Source organism: Pseudomonas sp. GD03903 (assembly GCF_029840045.1).
Lineage (GTDB): Bacteria > Pseudomonadota > Gammaproteobacteria > Pseudomonadales > Pseudomonadaceae > Pseudomonas > Pseudomonas pseudonitroreducens.
The window spans coordinates 229,032-246,416 of sequence record NZ_JAOCBT010000005.1 but is presented as its reverse complement, the minus strand read 5'-3'; the positions used below and the strand labels follow the sequence as shown (position 1 = coordinate 246,416).

General features: G+C 66.1%; 16 protein-coding genes. 8 read left to right on the top strand and 8 right to left on the bottom strand.

Annotated elements, in window-relative coordinates; genetic code table 11:
- Nucleotides 1-97: 97 nt before the first annotated feature.
- Nucleotides 98-1,588, bottom strand: a complete 1,491-nt coding sequence (locus tag N5C91_RS10230) for a RimK family protein (RefSeq protein ID WP_279829383.1) — start codon at nucleotides 1,586-1,588, stop codon at nucleotides 98-100.
- On the opposite strand from N5C91_RS10230, the gene N5C91_RS10225 reads away from it, so the two are divergent.
- Complete coding sequence (locus N5C91_RS10225) at nucleotides 1,569-2,822, top strand: GNAT family N-acetyltransferase/peptidase C39 family protein (RefSeq protein ID WP_347881671.1); 1,254 nt, start codon at nucleotides 1,569-1,571, stop codon at nucleotides 2,820-2,822. The two genes, N5C91_RS10230 and N5C91_RS10225, sit on opposite strands and share 20 nt — an antisense overlap.
- 2 nt (nucleotides 2,823-2,824) lie before the next feature.
- On the opposite strand, the gene N5C91_RS10220 is transcribed toward N5C91_RS10225, so the two are convergent.
- From N5C91_RS10220 to N5C91_RS10210, 3 genes are read right to left on the bottom strand one after another with little or no spacing between them, the layout of a single operon-like run.
- Nucleotides 2,825-3,481, bottom strand: coding sequence for a response regulator transcription factor (locus tag N5C91_RS10220; RefSeq protein WP_236174918.1), 657 nt, complete (start codon nucleotides 3,479-3,481; stop codon nucleotides 2,825-2,827).
- The gene (locus N5C91_RS10215) at nucleotides 3,478-4,746 is read right to left on the bottom strand and encodes a sensor histidine kinase (protein ID WP_279829381.1); all 1,269 of its coding nucleotides are present in this window, start codon (nucleotides 4,744-4,746) and stop codon (nucleotides 3,478-3,480) included. The genes N5C91_RS10220 and N5C91_RS10215 overlap by 4 nt, the downstream gene beginning before the upstream one ends.
- Entirely contained in the window at nucleotides 4,747-4,905 is a 159-nt protein-coding gene (locus N5C91_RS10210) for a hypothetical protein (RefSeq protein ID WP_236174916.1), read from the bottom strand.
- Nucleotides 4,906-5,073: 168 nt separating this feature from the next.
- Between N5C91_RS10210 and N5C91_RS10205 the strand changes: the two genes are divergently transcribed.
- From N5C91_RS10205 to N5C91_RS10175, 7 genes are all read left to right on the top strand, one after another.
- Entirely contained in the window at nucleotides 5,074-6,276 is a 1,203-nt protein-coding gene (locus N5C91_RS10205; protein WP_279829380.1) for an ABC transporter substrate-binding protein, read from the top strand.
- 41 nt (nucleotides 6,277-6,317) lie between these two features.
- A complete protein-coding gene (locus N5C91_RS10200) occupies nucleotides 6,318-7,286 on the top strand; it encodes a YVTN family beta-propeller repeat protein (RefSeq protein WP_279829379.1) in 969 nt (322 codons plus the stop codon).
- The gene (locus N5C91_RS10195; protein ID WP_279829378.1) at nucleotides 7,283-8,014 is read left to right on the top strand and encodes an ABC transporter ATP-binding protein; all 732 of its coding nucleotides are present in this window, start codon (nucleotides 7,283-7,285) and stop codon (nucleotides 8,012-8,014) included. The genes N5C91_RS10200 and N5C91_RS10195 overlap by 4 nt, the downstream gene beginning before the upstream one ends.
- Nucleotides 8,011-8,829 carry an ABC transporter permease gene (locus N5C91_RS10190; RefSeq protein ID WP_236174912.1) on the top strand — a complete coding sequence of 273 codons (819 nt, stop codon included), beginning with the start codon at nucleotides 8,011-8,013 and terminating at the stop codon, nucleotides 8,827-8,829. The genes N5C91_RS10195 and N5C91_RS10190 overlap by 4 nt, the downstream gene beginning before the upstream one ends.
- Nucleotides 8,830-8,934: 105 nt before the next feature.
- Nucleotides 8,935-9,510 carry a PQQ-dependent catabolism-associated CXXCW motif protein gene (locus N5C91_RS10185; RefSeq protein WP_279829377.1) on the top strand — a complete coding sequence of 192 codons (576 nt, stop codon included), beginning with the start codon at nucleotides 8,935-8,937 and terminating at the stop codon, nucleotides 9,508-9,510.
- 43 nt (nucleotides 9,511-9,553) lie between these two features.
- The gene (gene agmR, locus N5C91_RS10180) at nucleotides 9,554-10,219 is read left to right on the top strand and encodes a response regulator AgmR (protein WP_024764454.1); all 666 of its coding nucleotides are present in this window, start codon (nucleotides 9,554-9,556) and stop codon (nucleotides 10,217-10,219) included.
- Nucleotides 10,220-10,275: 56 nt separating this feature from the next.
- A complete protein-coding gene (locus N5C91_RS10175; protein WP_279829376.1) occupies nucleotides 10,276-11,145 on the top strand; it encodes a DMT family transporter in 870 nt (289 codons plus the stop codon).
- Nucleotides 11,146-11,433: 288 nt separating this feature from the next.
- Here N5C91_RS10175 and nahK read toward each other — a convergent pair whose 3' ends face one another.
- The 4 genes from nahK to N5C91_RS10155 all read right to left on the bottom strand — a co-directional run bounded on the left by nahK (nucleotide 11,434) and on the right by N5C91_RS10155 (nucleotide 17,370).
- Nucleotides 11,434-14,061 (bottom strand): hybrid sensor histidine kinase/response regulator NahK/ErcS', encoded by a 2,628-nt coding sequence (gene nahK, locus N5C91_RS10170; protein WP_279829375.1) that lies wholly within the window; start codon nucleotides 14,059-14,061, stop codon nucleotides 11,434-11,436.
- A complete protein-coding gene (gene nosP / locus N5C91_RS10165; RefSeq protein ID WP_279829374.1) occupies nucleotides 13,991-15,148 on the bottom strand; it encodes a nitric oxide-sensing protein NosP in 1,158 nt (385 codons plus the stop codon). Before nosP ends, nahK begins: the two co-directional genes overlap by 71 nt.
- A 542-nt stretch (nucleotides 15,149-15,690) precedes the next feature.
- A complete protein-coding gene (locus N5C91_RS10160) occupies nucleotides 15,691-16,083 on the bottom strand; it encodes a hypothetical protein (protein ID WP_279829373.1) in 393 nt (130 codons plus the stop codon).
- Between the two features lie 84 nt (nucleotides 16,084-16,167).
- Complete coding sequence (locus tag N5C91_RS10155; protein ID WP_236174906.1) at nucleotides 16,168-17,370, bottom strand: porin; 1,203 nt, start codon at nucleotides 17,368-17,370, stop codon at nucleotides 16,168-16,170.
- Between the last annotated feature and the right edge of the window lie 15 nt (nucleotides 17,371-17,385).

Below are 17,385 nucleotides of genomic sequence, written 5' to 3'. Positions count from 1 at the left end.
TTAAAAAACAGTTGGTTGGCGCTCCAATTTGTAACGCTAGCAATATATTGACGCGCCCCATTGACCGTTTTCCTATAAGGTCAATGACGATTCGTTCTCACCACCCATGCCCGCGCCGCTTGACTTCCAGGCGCCGCACAAACTCCTCGAGTACCAGCTTGTAGAGGTCGTCCCCCAGGTACACGTCCTCCACCCCGCAGTCGATGTTCGGGTTGTCGTTCACCTCGATCACCACCACCCGCTCCCCAGCCTGCTTCAAGTCCACGCCGTAGAGCCCGTCGCCGATCAGGTTGGCGGTTTTCACCGCCAGCTCCACGACCTTGCGCGGCGCCTCGTGGACCGCCATGGTGCGGAAATCGCCGCTCAATTCCTCGGCACCCGGGCTGTGGTCGTAGATCTGCCAGTGCCCCTTGGACATGAAGTACTGGCAGGCGAATATGGGTTTCTGGTTCAAGACGCCGATCCGCCAGTCGTATTCGGTATAGAAGAACTCCTGGGCGAGCAGCAGCACCGAGCGCTCGAACAGTTCGGCGCTGGCCTTGAGCAGTTCCTCCTGGTCCGCCACCTTGATCACCCCGCGGGAGAAGCTGCCGTCGGGAATCTTCAGCACCAGTGGGAAGCCCAGGCGTTCGCCGACCTTTTCCAGCTCCTGCGGGTTGTCCTTGTAGAGAATTTCGGTGGCCGGCATGCCGAGCTTGTGGCTACGCAGCAGGTCGGCCAGGTAGACCTTGTTGGTGCAGCGCAGGATCGACACCGGATCGTCCATCACCACCATGCCCTCGCTCTCGGCCTTCTTGGCGAAGCGATAGGTGTGGTCGCTGACGCTGGTGGTCTCGCGGATCAGCAGCGCGTCGTACTCGGCCAGGCGCGAGTAGTCCTTCTTTTCGATCAGCTCGACGTCGATGCCGAGGCTGCGGCCGACACGAATGAAGTTCTTCAGCGCCTTGCGGTCCGACGGCGGGAAAGCCTCCTCGGGATCGTGCAGGATCGCCAGGTCGTAACGGTACTGCTTGCGCGAGCGCGGCTTGCGCCAGATCTGCCGGCTGAAGCCCTCCAGCGCGGCGGCGAACTGGTCTTCCTGGTCCTCGCGCAGCTTGTGGATGTTTCCCGGCTTCACGCCTTCGATATGCCAGCCACGATTCTTGCGGAACTCCACCAGCAGCATCGGGCATGGCAGCGCCTCGAACAGCTGGCGCGCCAGGTCCTGCAGCGGCTCGATATCGGTACGGCCGAAGTACAGCGTCAGGGTGAAGCCATCGGTGCTGCCGTAGGGGTGATCGGCCAGCGCCTTGTCGAGGGTCTTCTCCAGGTCCTCCAGCGCCAGGCTGTAGAGTGACTTCTTGGCCAGCTCGCTGATGCTGCGCACCGACGGGATCACCTTGTGCCCGCGCGCCTCGGCCAGCAGCGAGCAGTAGTAACCGTGGCCCAGGTAGCGATAATTGCGGCACAGGTTGATCACCTGCACGCGCTTGCCGTTGTCGTCGTCGATGGGCATCTCCAGGTACTCCTGGGCGCTGACCACGTCTTCGCTGGGATAGTAGGAGGCCCAGTCTTCCTTGCGTTCCACGATGATGAACAGCTTGCTCACGACACCTCCGAAGTTGCCCCGCGCTTGCCGCGCCGATAGGCCAGGACAATACTGGTTGCTGCTTCGACCGCACCGAACCGCGCCCGTTCGCAGCCAGCACCGACACGGTGCGCCCCGCAGATTAACGAATGCTTACTCTATGAAACTCCAGTTCCGCGCCGCTTCCGCCGACGACCTGCCAGCCCTGGTCGAGATGGAAAACCGCTGTTTCGAACACGACCGCCTGTCCCGCCGCAACTTCCAGTGGATGATCACCCGCGCCCACGCCAGCCTCACCGTCGCCGAGTCCGACGGCCAGTTGCTGGGTTACGCGCTGGTGCTGTTCCATCAGGGCACGTCACTGGCGCGCCTCTACTCCATTGCCGTGGACGAGCGTGCGCGCGGCATCGGGCTGGGTCAGAAGCTGCTGGATCGGGCCGAAGCCGAAGCCCTGCAGAACGACTGCGCCTACCTGCGCCTGGAAGTGCGCCCGGACAATCGCGGAGCCATCGCCCTCTACGAGCGCAATGGCTACCGTCCGTTCGCCAAGGTGCGCGACTACTACGAAGACCATAGCGAAGCCCTGCGTTTCGAGAAGCGCATTCGTCAGATCAACGAGCGTACCCACCGTCACGTGCCCTATTACCGGCAGACCACCGAATTCACCTGCGGGCCCTCGGCCCTGCTGATGGCCATGGGCGCGCTGGAGCCCAGTCGGCGCCTGGAGCGCCGCGAGGAGCTGCGCCTGTGGCGCGAGGCGACCACCATCTACATGACTGCCGGCCACGGTGGCTGCAGCCCGCAGGGCCTGGCGCTGGCGGCGCACCGACGGGGCTTCCGCGTGCAGCTGCAATTGTCGGAGGATGGCCCGCTGTTCCTCGATGGCGTGCGCAGTGAGGAGAAGCGCGAGGTCATGCGCCTGGTCCACGAGGACTTCGCCGCCGAACTGGCCCGCAGCGACGTGGAGCAACTGCTGCTCAACCAGCTGGACATCGACAGCGCGCTGGAGGCTGGCGGCCAGCCGATGGTGCTGATCAGCAGCTACCGCCTGACCCGCTCCAAGGCCCCGCACTGGGTGACGGTCACCGATTGCGACGAGGACTTCGTCTACCTCCACGACCCCGACGTGGACCACAGCCAGCATCGCGAGCCGCTGGACTGCCAGCACATCCCGGTGAGCCATGCGGAATTCGAACAGATGAGTCGCTTCGGCCGCAGCAAGTTGCGCGCCGCGGTGATTCTCTACAAGCGCTGAGGTTAGCCGGCCAGCGCCTCGGCGCCGACCCGCAGTACCCCGGCATCGATGGCCAGGTGCACCAGCTCGGCATGGGACACCACCTGCAGCTTCTGCTTGAGCAGCGTGACGTGGTTCGACACGGTCTTGGCGCTGATGCACAGGTGCTCCGCGACCTGCCGCACCGGCAGGCCGCGGGCGAGCATCACGAAGATTTCGAACTCGCGCTGGGTCATGCCCTGCAGGCGCGGGTCCTGCCCGCCGGGTTCCTGGGGGCGGCGCGCCAGCTGGGTTGCCAGGGGCTGCTCGATATAGGCGTGGCCGGCGAGGATACGCCGCACCGCCTCCACCAGCACGGCCGGCGACGCCCCCTTGGTGATGTAGCCCGCCGCACCGGTATCCAGCGCCTGGCGTACCAGCGGCAGCTCGTCGTGCATGCTGAAGAACAACACGCGCAGTTGCGGCAGGCGCTGGCGCAGCCGGCGGGTGACTTCCAGGCCGCTGATACCAGGCAAACCGATATCCAGGATGACCAGGCTGGGGACGCTGCGTTGCACCGCCTCCAACGCAGCTTCGCCATCGGCAGCCTCGCTCACTTCCACGTCGGGGAAAAGGCCGCGCAACAGCGAGGCAATACCGTCGCGAACCACGAAGTGATCGTCCACCAGCAGAATCTTCACGTCCTTTCTCCGGCCACCAGGCTTTCCGTCAACGGCATCCACAAGCGCAATGCCAGGCCGCCGCCCGGTCTCCGGCGCAGATTCAGTTCGCCACCCAGGCAGCGGGCACGTTCGCGCATGGAACGCATGCCGATCCCCGCGCGCGGCAGGCCGTTGCAACCCCGGCCATCGTCACGCACCCAGAGCAACAGCATTCCTTCGCGGCGCCGCAGCACCACCCGCACCCGCCGGGCCCCGGCATGCCGCGCGACATTGGTCAGCGCCTCCTGCAGCAGGCGGTACAGGTGCGCCTTGGCCGCCGTCGGTAGCGCAGGCAGTGAGTCCAGGCGCAACCGGCAGTCGACGCCCTGGCTGGCCTGCCATTGCTCGACATGCAGGCGCAGCGCCTCCTCCAGGCTGACCCGCTCCAGCACCACCGGATAAAGGTCGCGTACCAGCGCCCGGAAGCTTTCGTTGAGGCCCTGGCAATGCTGCTCCAGGCGATCCAGCGTGACGAAGCCGATACCGTCCTGGCGCTCCAGGCTGCGCAGCAGGAACACCTGGGCGCGGATGCCGGCGAGATACTGGCCGATGTCGTCGTGCAGCGCCTGGGCCAACTGCTGCCGTTCGCGCTCCTGCACGGCGAGCAGCGCACGGGTCAGCTCGGCGTTCTCCGCGCAGGCCCGCTCCAGCGTCGCCGCCATGCTGTTGAAGCCGCTGGCCAGGCGCTGTGCCTCGGGCAGGGAGTGATCCGGCAGGCGCACCTGGAACTGGCCACGGGAAACGTCGCCCAGCGCGCCGTGCAGTTGCTCCACCACCCGCAAGCCGCCACGCACCGCCCAGCGGATCGCCAGCAGACTGGCCAGCAACGACACGGCGAACAGCATCAGCAACTGCACCAGGGAGTCGCGCACCTCATCGATCTCGTCGCGCGGGTCGAGGCTCAGCTGCACGCGGCGGCCATCGGCCAGGGTGAGCAGGGTTGGCGCCGGCAAATCCGGATACAGGCGAGCCACCAGCCACTCGTCCAGCCCGGAGCGCGGCGCCGGAGCGGCAGCGTCCAGCCAGTGCACACGCACATGGCGCAGGCCGGCGGTGAGGTCCGGATCGAGGCTGGACGGGTCGCGCTGCGCCGCCTCACGCAGGTAGTCGAGTACGCCTTTGGCGGCCTCCATCTCGCGGCGCACGTCATCGTTGCCCTGATGCAGCAACACCGCCAGGCACACCGCGGCGAGCAGGCCGAAGAACAGCCCGACCAGCAGGTTGATCCGCCACAGTGCGGACATCTAGGGCGCGCTGCGACAGGTGCTGATGCAGTTCAGCGGCGGCGTTGGCGCACGCAGCTCCGCCGCCGGCAGGTAGCCGTTGCGGGTGTAGAGGAAATCGAAGCCGAACAGGCTGAGCATCAGCAGGATCGGCAGGACGAGAGTGACGGCGATACGCATGGCGACGCTCCTCTTCTGGTTCTTGTGCCGCCATCCTAGGACGCGGGCGCGGCGCGCAACCTACTACCTTGGTACTGCCCCACCGGTACTTTCTGCATATTTGCCGCGCCGCGGGCGATTCCTATGCTGGCCGCACAACAACAAGCCGGCCCACCCAGGGAGTCGCCCATGCGTCAGTTCGTCCTTCATGGCGTCGCCTATCTGCTCGCGGTTGCCTGCGCCGCGGCCTTCAGCTTCGAGGTGCGTGCCGAGGAAGCCCCCGCGCTGGAGATACGCATCGGCTACCTGGGCTACACGCCCGATCCGGGCCCGCTGCTGTCCAACGTCATCCCCGAACCCAGCGATGCCGGATTGCGCGGCGCCGAGCTGGCGATCAGCGACAGCAACAGCACCGGGCGCTTCCTCAGGCACCGCTACAGCCTGGAAGCCGCCAGTACCGATACCCCGGAAAAGCTCCTGGCCGAAGCCAGGCGCCTGCACGCCGCCGGCCTGCGCCTGTTCGTGGTCAACGCCCCGGCGGACACGCTGCGCCAACTCGCCGCCGCGCTGCCGGACAGCCTGCTGTTCAACGCCGGAGCCGCCGATGACGAACTGCGCGCCAGCCAGTGCGCGGCAAACGTGCTGCATACGCTGCCCAGCCGGCTGATGCTGACCGACGCCCTCACCCAGTTCCTGGTGCTGCGCAAGTGGACGCGCTGGCTGCTGATCGTCGGCCAGCGCCCGGAAGACGCCCTGTACGCCAACGCCCTGCGCCGCTCGGCGAAGCGCTTCGGCGCGAAGATCGTCGAAGAAAAACCCTTCACCTTCGACAATGACCAGCGCCGCAGCGCCCAGGCCGACATGGCGCTGTTCACCCAGTCCGGCGAGGACTACGACGCCGTGCTGGTGGCCGACGAACACGGCGACTTTGGCGAGTACGTGCCCTACAACACCTGGCTGCCACGCCCCGTCGCCGGCACCCAGGGGCTGGTCGCCACCGGCTGGCACAAGACCGTGGAAACCTACGGCGCCGCGCAGTTGCAGAAGCGCTTCGAGGAACACGCCGGACGCTGGATGAACGACCGCGATTTCGCCGCCTGGATCGCCGTGCGCAGCATCGCCAGCGCAGTCACGCGGCTGCGCGATGCCGCCCCCATGGCGATCCGCAAGCTGTCGCTCTCCCCCGACCTGCCGCTGGATGGCTTCAAAGGCTACAAGCTCGGCTACCGCCCGTGGGACGGCCAGCTGCGCCAGCCGATCCCGCTGGTGCAGCCGCGCGCTCTGGTCAGCACCTCGCCGCAGGAAGGCTTCCTGCACCCCGCCAGCGAACTCGACAGCCTCGGCCTCGACGCACCGGAAAGCCAGTGCCACCTCGCCGACGGCCAGCCATGAAAAGCCAAGCCATAACAAGAATCCCCATGAGGAACCTGCCCATGTCCCGCCTGCTTGCCCTCTCCTGCCTGAGCCTCGCGCTCGGCCTGGTACCCACGGCCTTCGCCGCCACCGCCTACGTGTCCAACGAGAAGGACAACAATCTCAGCGTCATCGACCTGGATACCCTGGCCGTCACCGGTACCATCGACACCGGCAAGCGCCCGCGCGGGCTGGCGCTGTCCCACGACAACAAACTGCTGTACGTCTGCGCCAGCGATTCGGACACCGTGCAGGTGATCGACCTCGCCAGCCGCAAGATCATCAAGCAACTGCCCTCGGGCGCCGACCCCGAGCAGTTCGCCCTGCACCCCAACGACCGCTGGCTGTATGTCTCCAACGAGGACGATGCGCTGGTCACGGTGGTCGACACGCAGACCGCCCAGGTGCTCGGGCAGATCGACGTCGGCGTCGAGCCCGAAGGCATGGCGGTGAGCCCGGACGGCAAGTGGGCAGTGAACACCAGCGAGACCACCAACATGCTGCACTGGATCGACACCGCGACCCAGAAGCTGGTGGACAGCACCCTGGTCGACCAGCGCCCGCGCCACGCCGAGTTCACCCACGACGGCTCGCAGGTCTGGGTCTCGGCGGAAATCGGCGGCACCGTCAGCGTGGTCGACACCGCCAGCCGCAAGATTCTCAAGACCCTGCGCTTCGCCATCCAGGGCGTGCACCCGGACAAGGTGCAACCGGTAGGCGTGCAACTGACCCGCGATGGCAAGTACGCCTTCGTCGCCCTCGGCCCGGCCAACCATGTCGCGGTGGTCGATGCGAAGACCTTCGAAGTCCTCGACTACCTGCTGGTGGGCCGGCGTGTCTGGCACCTGGCGTTCACTCCGGACGAGAAGACCCTGCTCGCCACCAACGGCGTCAGCGGCGATGTCTCAGTGATCGACGTGGCCTCGCGCAAGGTCACCAAGTCGATCAAGGTGGGCCGCTATCCGTGGGGCGTGGTGGTGACGCCATGAATGCGCTGACGGTCCGCGACCTCGGTTTCTCCTACGGCCCGCGCCGCGCCCTCGACGGCCTGGAGTTCGAGCTGCCGGCCGGGCGCTTCACCGCCTTGCTGGGCCCCAACGGCGCCGGCAAGTCCACCCTGGTCGCCCTGCTCACCCGTCTCTACGACCTGCAGCAGGGCGAGATCGACGTGCTCGGCTACAGCCTCCGCCAGCAGCCGCGCCTGGCCCTGCTCCAGCTCGGCGTGGTGTTCCAGCAGAGCACCCTCGACCTGGACCTGAGCGTCGAGCAGAACCTGCGCTACCACGCCGCCCTGCACGGCCTGCCACGCAGCGTGGCGAACGAACGGATCGACGCCGAGCTGGCTCGCCAGCAGCTGCAGGAGCGCCGGCGTGACAAGGTCCGCGCGCTCAATGGCGGCCATCGCCGCCGGGTGGAGATCGCCCGTGCGCTGCTGCATCGGCCACGCCTGCTGCTGCTCGACGAAGCCAGCGTCGGGCTCGACCCGGCGGCGCGCCAGGCGCTCAACAACCACGTGCGCCGACTGTGCCGCGAGGATGGCCTGGCAGTGCTCTGGACCACCCACCTGCTGGACGAGGTGCGCGACGAGGATGCGCTGCTGCTGCTCGATCGCGGGCATCTGGTCGCCCGCGGCGAGGCGCGGGACATCTGCGCACCCGACGCCGGCAACCTGGAGCGCACCTTCCACCGCCTGACCCGCCTGGAGGCCTGCGCATGAGTGCCCTGGAGAACCCGCGGCTCGGCCCTGCCGCCTACTGGCAATGCCTGTGCGGCATCGTCATGCGCGAATGGCTGCGGTTCGTCCTGCAGCGCTCGCGCTTCCTCAGCGCGCTGGTACGGCCACTGCTCTGGCTGCTGGTGTTCGCCGCAGGCTTCCGCGCCGCGCTGGGCATCTCGATCATCGAGCCGTACGACACCTACGTCACCTACGAGACCTACATCGTGCCGGGGCTGTGTTGCATGATCCTGCTGTTCAACGGCATGCAGGGCTCGCTGTCGATGGTCTACGACCGCGAGATGGGCAGCATGCGCGTGCTGCTGACCAGCCCGCTGCCGCGCGCCTTCCTGCTGGCCAGCAAGCTGTTGGCCACCGCGCTGGTGTCGCTGTTGCAGGTCTACGCCTTCCTGCTCATCGCCTGGCTGTATGGCGTGCAGCCGCCGCCGATGGGGCTGCTCGCCGCGCTGCCGGCATTGCTGCTGGCCGCCCTGCTGCTGGGCGCGCTGGGGTTGCTGCTTTCCAACGGCATCCGCCAGCTGGAGAACTTTGCCGGGGTGATGAATTTCGTCATCTTCCCGCTGTTCTTCCTCTCCTCCGCGCTCTACCCGCTGTGGAAGATGCGCGAGGCCAGCCAGTGGCTGTACTGGCTGTGCGCGCTGAACCCGTTCAGCCACGCCGTGGAACTGCTGCGCTTCGCCCTCTACGAGCGCTTCAACCCGCTGGCCACGGGTGTCTGCCTGGGCCTGACGCTGCTCTTCGCCGGCCTTGCCGTGCTGACCTTCAACCCGCAGCACGCTGCCCTGCGCAAGGGCTGATATCTCCTACTTTGGTACTGGTTCGCCCCTCCGGACGTCGAATTTCCAAAGCCGCAGCGCCGGCATCTAATGGCCACTACAAGAAGAACTATCAGAGATACCGCCATGCCTCGCCTTGCTTCTGCCCTGAATGGCCACGCGAGCGGCTGCCTCGCCGCGTGCCTGCTCAGCCTGACCCTCGCGCTGCCGACTGCGCAGGCCGAGGATGCGCCGCTGTTTTCCGCCGACGGCTACCGCCAGGCCCAGTACCGCAGCCCGACGCCGCCTTCCGCCGAGCACGCCACCACTCTCGATACTTCCGCCCTGCAAGCCCTGCTCAAGCGCGAGCCACAAACCCGGCTGGTGGACGTTTACCGCCGCACCTTCCTCAACGGCCAGTTCGTCGAAGACGAAAAGCACCGCAACCTGCCCGGCAGCCTGTGGCTGGCCAACGTCGGCACCGGCACCCTGGAACCGCAGTGGCAGGCCTATCTCGAGCAGAACCTCGCCCGCCTCGCCGAAGGCGACGCCCGGCGCCCACTGGTGTTCTACTGCCGCTCCGACTGCTGGATGAGCTGGAACGCCATTCGCCGCGCACATGCGCTGGGCTACAGCAACCTCTACTGGTACCGTGACGGTATCGATGCCTGGGAACAGGCGGGACTGCCCCTGCAGGACGCCCAGCCGCAACCTGTGAAATAACTTTGCGATCACCGCCCATAACGACAACAACGAGATGCAGGCCATGTACAAGATCCTGATCGCCGACGATCACCCGCTGTTCCGCGAGGCGATCCACAACGTCATCGCCGACGGCTTCCCCGGCAGCGAAGTGATGGAAACCGCCGACCTCGACAGCGCCCTGGGCCTGACCCAGGAACACGACGATCTCGACCTGATCCTGCTCGACCTGAACATGCCCGGCATGCACGGCCTCAACGGCCTGATGAGCCTGCGCAACGAGGCGCCGACCATCCCGGTGGTGATCGTCTCCGCCGAGCAGGACAAACAGGTGGTCCTGCAGGCCATCACCTACGGCGCGGTGGGCTTCATCACCAAATCCTCGCCACGCGTGCAGATGACCGAGGCCATCGAGCAGATTCTCAACGGCAACGTCTACCTGCCATCGGACATCATCCGCACGCAGAAGTCCTCGCCGCGCCGCAGCGGCCAGGAGGACCACAGCATCCCGCCGGAACTGCTGCAGGCGCTGACCCGCAAGCAGTTGCTGGTGCTGGAGCGGATGACCAAGGGCGAGTCGAACAAGCAGATCGCCTACAACCTGGAGATCGCCGAAACCACGGTGAAAGCCCACGTCTCCGCCATCCTGCGCAAGCTGAAGGTGCACAATCGCGTGCAGGCGATTCTCTGCGCGGGCGATATCGACTTCGCTGCCTACCTTCGTCGTTGAAGCGAGGCGCCGTCGTTTCATAAAGTGCCGTTGCGACCGCTACCGGGAACCACTCGATGCCCTCCACCCGCACCCTGAGCCTCACCGGCCTGGCGATGATCGCCTTCGCCGGCAACTCGATCCTCTGTCGCCTGGCCCTGAAAGCCACCAGTATCGATGCGGTGAGCTTCACCGGCATCCGCATCTTCTCGGGCGCGCTGATGCTCGCCCTGCTGCTCAGACTGCGCCGCCGCGCCGCCCGCGAAGGCGGCAACTGGCGCGCAGCGGCAGCGCTGTTCGTCTATGCCGCGGCGTTCTCCTACGCCTACGTGCAACTGGACGCAGGCACTGGCGCGCTGCTGCTGTTCGGCGCGGTACAGGTGACCATGATCGTGGTCGGCCTGCTGCGTGGCGAACGCCTGCGCGGGCAAGCCCTGCTCGGTTTCCTCCTGGCGCTGGGTGGCTTGCTCGTGCAACTGCTGCCCAGCGCGAGCGCTCCGCCGCTGGCGGGGGCCCTGCTGATGCTGCTCTCCGGCGTGGCCTGGGGGCTGTACTCGCTGCTTGGGCGCACCGGCAGCGATCCGCTGGCGATCAGCACCGGCAACTTCGTGCGCGCCATCGCCTTCGCCGCGCTGCTGGCGGCGTTCTTCCATTCCGATCTGCGGGTGGACAGCATCGGCGCCGTCTATGCCGTACTCTCCGGCGCGGTGGCCTCGGGGATCGGCTACGCCATCTGGTACAGCGCGCTACCGGGCCTGTCGGCGATCCAGGGCGCTTCGGTGCAGTTGAGCGTGCCGATCCTCGCCGCCCTTTCCGGCGCCGTGCTGCTCGGCGAGGCAATCAGCCTGCGCCTGGCGCTGGTGTCGCTGGCGGTACTCGGCGGCATCGCGCTGATCCTGCTGGCCAAGGTGCGCGCTCCAACCCCTCTGACACCAACCAAAGCTTAGAGGCGTCCAACACCCGAGCTTCCGGTGCATGTCTCTACGTAGGATGGCGTGGAGCGCAGCGATACCCATCGATCTGGTGCACTTACAGCATGGGTATCGCCTAGGCTCCACCCATCCTACGCAGCTCCCGTGGCTTAGCGTGCCCGATCCGGACTTTCTCCTTGTAGGAGCGGGCGCGCCGCCAGGCTTCTGATCTTGTAGGAGCGGACTCCGTCCGCGATAGGTCCGCATCACGCCGGAGGACATCACGGATAGAGTCCGCTCCTACAAAAAGGCGTCCGCGCCGCCTCAGTGGGCGCTATCGATCAGATGGCACAGCGCGGTCTTCAGCTTCATCGGCCGCACCGGCTTGTGCATCAAGGTGTGCCCCAGCTCGCGGACCTGCTGCTTCAGCTCGTTGCTGTAGTTGGCGGTGATCATCAGCGCCGGTAGCGGTGTACCGCGGCGGGCGTTGATCGAGGCCACGGCGTCAACGCCGTTCAGGCCATCGTCGAGGTGGTAATCGACGATCAGCAAATCCGACTCGGCATGGAAGTTGTCCACCTGCCGCGCCAGGTCCTCCTCCGACAGCGCCGTCACGACCTGGCAACCCCAGGTTTCCAGCAGCGTGCGCATACCGGCGCAGATCGATGCATCGTTATCCAGCACCCACACCCGGGAGCCGCGCAGGCGCTCCACCAGATCGTCGGCGGTGCGCTCCGGTTCCGGCGCGCTGCGCGCGACGCGGCGCGCCAGGGGCACTTCGATGGCGAAGCGCGACCCCTTGCCCGGCACCGAGTCCACCTGGATGCGATGGCCGAGCATGCGCGCAATCTTCTCGACGATGGCCAGGCCCAGGCCCAACCCGCGATCCTGATGCAAGCGCTGCACATCGCCGCGCTTGAACTCCTGGAATATCTCGCCGAGCTTGTCGCCGGCGATCCCCACGCCGGTGTCCCAGACCTCGATCCACAGGCTGTGCCGGCGCCGCCGACAGCCCAGCAGCACGCGCCCGGCAGGCGTGTAGCGGATGGCGTTGGTCAGCAGGTTGCGCAGAATCCGCGCCAGCAACTGGATATCGCTGCGCACCTGGGCGCCACAGGGTACGAAGTCCAGCGCCAGGCCTTCGCTGGCGGCCACCTGGCGGTATTCGGCGGCGAGGTTGCCGAGCAGTTCGCTGACCTCGAACGAGGCGATGTCCGGCTTGATCACCCCGGCATCCAGCTTGGAGATGTCCACCAGGGTGCCGAGCAGCGTCTCCACGTCTTCCAGCGACTGGCTGATGTTGCGCACCAGCGCTTCGCCACTGCGCTCCTGCAGGGCACTGGTGAACAACCGGGCGGCGTTCAGCGGCTGCAGCAGGTCATGGCTGACCGCGGCGAGGAACTTGGTCTTCGACAGGTTGGCCTGCTCCGCCTCGCGCTTGGCCTCGCGCAGGCGCCCCTCGACCTGGCTGCGCTCGTCGATCTCGCGCTTGAGCTGGTCGTTGAGGCTGGTCAGCTCGGCGGTGCGTTCGCGCACCCGTTGCTCCAGGTTCTGGTAGGCCTGGTGCAGCGCCTCGGCGGTGCGGCGGCGCTCGGTGATATCGCGGATCAGCACGAACAGCCCGCTTACCGTGCCGTCGGCCTGGCGGTTGGGCACGTAGGAGCGCTGCATGTAACGCTCCTGCCCGGCGAGGTTGGTCTCGGCAATCTCGAAGGTAACGCTCTCGCCCGACAGCGCGCGCTCGAAGTACGGCTCCAGGCGCTGGCAATGCTCGGCGCCATGCACCTCACGCAAATTGCGCCCGAGCATCGAGCCGCTGGGCCAGCGGTACCACTCCTCGTAGACCTTGTTGGTGAAGTCGTAGTCGAGGTCGGCGGTCAGGTAGGCGATCAGCGCCGGCACCTGGTCGGTGATCAGGCGAATCCAGCGTTCACTTTCACGCAATGCCTCGGCGTGGCGATAGCGCTCGGTAATGTCGGTGAAGGTGTTGACGAAACCGCCGGTGGGCAAGGCGTGGGTGCGAATCTCCAGCATGCGACTGTCGAACAGGCGCTGCTCGATCACCCCATCCGCCTCGCCTTTGCCTGCGCGGCTGCGCGGCGTCAAAAGCGGCAGTTCGCTTTCCGCCATGACCTCGGCGAAGGGCCGGTGGGCCTCGATCGGCGCCAGCCCACAGAGTTCGAGGAAGCGCCGGTTCCACAGCTCCAGCGCGCCATCGGCACCGACCATGGCCACGCCCTGGGACAGGTTGTCCACGGCGCGCTGCAACAGGTGCGACTTCTGCGCCACTGCCTGCTCACGGCGGGCCATCTCGTTCTGCTTGATCTCGGTGATGTCGCTGTAAAGCACCACCAGCCCGCCGTCGCGGGTCGGCCGCTCGGTCACGCGCACCCAACGCTCGTTGCGCAGGCGGTAAAGGGTGTGCTCGTCATCGTTGCTGCGCTGTTCCTCGACGATCAGCCCGCTGCTCTGCGCCAGCCGCCGCACTTCGCTCAGGCGCGTGCCGGCGCCGACGCGGGCTCGCGTCTGCGCCCAGAACGCACGGAAACGCTCGTTGTAGAGCACGATGCGCTGCTGTGGGTCGAACAGCACAAAGGCGTCGGAGATGCTTTCGATGGCATCCAGCAGGTGCTGGTGCGCGGTCTCGGCGCGCAGGCGCGCGTCGCTGAGCAACTGGTTGCTGGACTTCAGTTCGACCATGGCTTCGCTCAGCGCATCGGTGCGCTCACGCACCTGCTCGGCGAGCACCACCGAATGCTGGAAGGCGCCGTAGGCGTTGTCGCCCCGCGAGGTGGCCGACTCGACGCGCTCGATCAGCGCCGCGTTGATCCGCTGCAGCTTGTGGTTGTCGCGCTGCAGCTCGTCGATCCGCGCGCGCAGTTCAGCTTCCGGCGTTGCCCCGAGGACGGCCAATGGCGACACCGGTGAAGGTCTGGTTGATATGCATGCCATTGAATTGCTCCCCGTAGGTGTTGAAGCCGATCACCTGCTGGCTGCGGAGAAACTCGGCGGTGGGTTCGGTATCGCCGGCCACTTCCAGTTCCAGGCGACGCAGGAAGCAGTCGCAGCCGATGGTCAGCAATGGCGGGCCGAGGCGCTCATGCAGGCGCTGGAATTGCGCCTGCAGCCCCGGCAGAAGCGGGCCGGTGCTCATGGCGGTCAGAACGATGCCGTTCTCCACCGCGCAGTAGAAGGTCAGGCTGAGGTCATCGTTGACCTGCTGGATCGAGCGCACGTAGTACTGGTCGCGCACCCGCACCGCCAGCGGGTGCGCCGGGAACAGCGAGAAGTCCAGCTGCTCCAGCGGTACACCGACCAGCCGGGCGAACTCCAGGGCGGCCGGTTCGGCGTTGAGTTCCAGCACCCGACGGCTGTCGCTGTCGGCGCGGGTGACCACCAGTTTCTCTTCGCTGGGCAGCACGTGGTGGGTGGTGAACACCTCGAAGTCCAGCCAGGTGTTGAACAGCACCACCACTGCCGCTCCGGTGTGGAACTGGCCCTGGTAGTAGACGTGGGTGTGGGTCAGGTGGTTGTCGTCACCGGCCGAGCCACCGAAATGCGGAATGGCGCCAAGGGCGGCACTGAGCGCGGCGAGCACCACTTCCTCGCGACTGGAGAGGCCGTCGAGCAGGGTCAGGGCGAAACTGTGGTCCTTGATCGGCGCGAGTCCTGCACTGCGGCAGTCGGCCACCAGGGATTCGACCATCTGCTGGGCGTCGATCAGGCTGAAGCGCTCCATCTCGTCCACCAGCGCGCAGGAGATGGCAAAGCTGCGCAGGTCGAAGCCCACGGCGCTGACGCAGCCACGCCCATAGCCCTGCGGGGTGATCTCGCCGGCAGTGGTGCAACCGGCCAGGTCGATGCCACCGAAATACTGTTCCAGCGCGGCGGCCAGCGCCGGCAGGTCGTATTCGGCGGAACAGAAGAACAGCACGAAACCGAGATTGGGGTGGATCAACTGGCGCGCCAGGTCCTGGGCAACCGCCTCGACGTCGCGGGCATCGGACATGCCGCGAACGACTCCTTGTGTTTCGTGCATGGCGTACGCCCAGTCAGGATATCGACGCTGGCATTCTACGAAGCGGCTGGAGCAGGCCCCATGCTACTTGGGTCGCGGCGGGTCTATCCGAAAGTAGCGGGATGTCTGTAGGAGCGGGCCGCACCCGCGATCACGCGCTTGAGGCGCTCCCTCGAGTCAGCGTCGGGCTTTCCAATTGCGATGCCTGGAGCTTGGGTATTTCGGCGCCGCTTTTGCGTACGCGCGGGCTCAGTGTTTCGCCCCCTCGGGCGAGTTACTTTCTCAAACGCCAGAAAGTAACCAAAGGGCTCGCCCCTACATCCGGTTTTTCGCTTCGCGAAAAATACCCTCGGTTCCTCGGAGTTTCAGGGGCCCGCCACGAAGGGCCATCCCTGGCCCATCGTGGCTCTCGCGACATCCATGTCGCTCAACCCCTGAAACTCCGATCACCTTCGGCCTCCTGAAAGGGGCACTCCGGAGCGCGCGGATGTTTCTCTGGAAGACTTCATGAGCCAGAGCAATGACGCTGCTTGTCAGGCCCCCAGGAGCGGGCCCTGCCAGCGTTAGCCCATCGGCCAGAACAGCAACGTCAGTACCAGCATCACGGCGTAGAACCCCGTTTCCACCGTCTCCGTCCACGGCTGAATCCTGCGCAGCGCGCCGTAGATGTGCACCACCACCATGAACCCCGCCACCGCCGCCAGCACCTCGAAAGTGGTCGCCAGCGCCTCGCCAGTCAGCGCCGCACGCAGCATCAGGGCTTCGACGATGAGGATGAACGCCCCCAGGCAGCGCCCGAAATACACCGCAAGATCGGTGTGCTCCGGCAACTGCCACTGCATCACCCGCGCCCACAGCAACGGCACCAGGAAGATGGGCAAGGCGAACACCAGGGTGGTAGCGATGGACAGGACCAGCAGGTAAGTCTGCGCGTGCGCGCTCCACAATCCGATCATGACGAGCCTTCCTTGAAGTGAAGAAAAAAGGCGGGCGGCACGCTGTGCCAACCCGCCGAAATCGAGCCAAAGGAGTTTGCGCAGTTACCAGTTGAGGACGGCGCCCACCGCGAAGGTGTCGGTGTCCTCGCTGACGGTGGAGCCCTTTCGGCCATCGATCTCGTAGACGTTGTACTCGGCCACCAGCTTGAGGTTGTCGTTGATGCTGCGGAAGTAGGCGATGCCCTTGGTGGAGTAGTCCGCCGCGCTGCCCAGGCCGTTGCCGTCGTCGCGGGTCTCGCCGGTGGACAGCGCCACGCGGTTCTTGCCCCAGCTGTAGGAGCCCTGCAGCAGCACGCCGCGGCTGTCGACTTCACGCAGCGCGGCTTCGCCGGCGTTGTTGGTGAAGAACGGGTTGATGCCCTTGGCGGTGAAGCCCGAACCGGTCAGCGAGAAGCCGCCGATCTTTGCCTGGAGGCCATAGCCCAGGCCCTTGGAGGTCACGCTGTCGACTTCGTCGTTGGTGTTCTTCGAGGTCTGGTAGGCGCCGTTGACCCAGCTGTAGATCTTCGCCCCGCCGACGTCGAACTGGTAGCTGATCTCGCTTTCGTAGCGTGGGTTGTCCTGGTAGGCCTTGTCGTCGAGGCCGTCGCTGGCGTCCTTGTCGATCTGGTTGGTATCGATCGGGTCCATGATGCCGACAGCAACGTGCAGCCCTTCCACCAGGCTGTTGTTGCGGTAGGTGATCTGCGAGGTCGGGAACGGGTACGGGTAGCCGGTGCCGATGTTGCCGAACGACACGCCCTTGCCGTCCACCAGGCCGAGGGTATCGCTGGCGTTGCCGAAGCCGGCGAGCAGTTCATCGAGGAAGATGTTGGAGCGCGAGAACAGGCCGAAGTCCTTGCCGATCAGCACCTCGCCCCAGTCGCCGGCGACATTGCCGTAGAACTGACGGACGTCGATGGCGGTGTCGGTGCCGTCCTGCTCGCTGTCGTTGATGGTGACCCAGAACGAGGAGCGCCCGGTGAGGGTCAGGCCATCGATCTTCTTGCCGAAGTTGAAGCCGATGTAGTTCGGCAGGAAGCCCATCTTCACTCGTGACTGGCGACGGTCGTAGGTTTCACCGTTACGGTCGACGTCGCTGTTGACGTAGAAGGCATTGAAGTAGCCGTCGGTGGAGAAAGTGGTGTCGTCCTTGTCGTACAAAAGGATGTCGGCGCGAGCCCCGCTCGACGCTGAAGACAGGGCCAGGGTGGCCAATGCCAGCGGCAGGAGCTGGCGGCGGACGGCGATGTTGTTCTTGTTCATGGCGCTCTCCGGGTG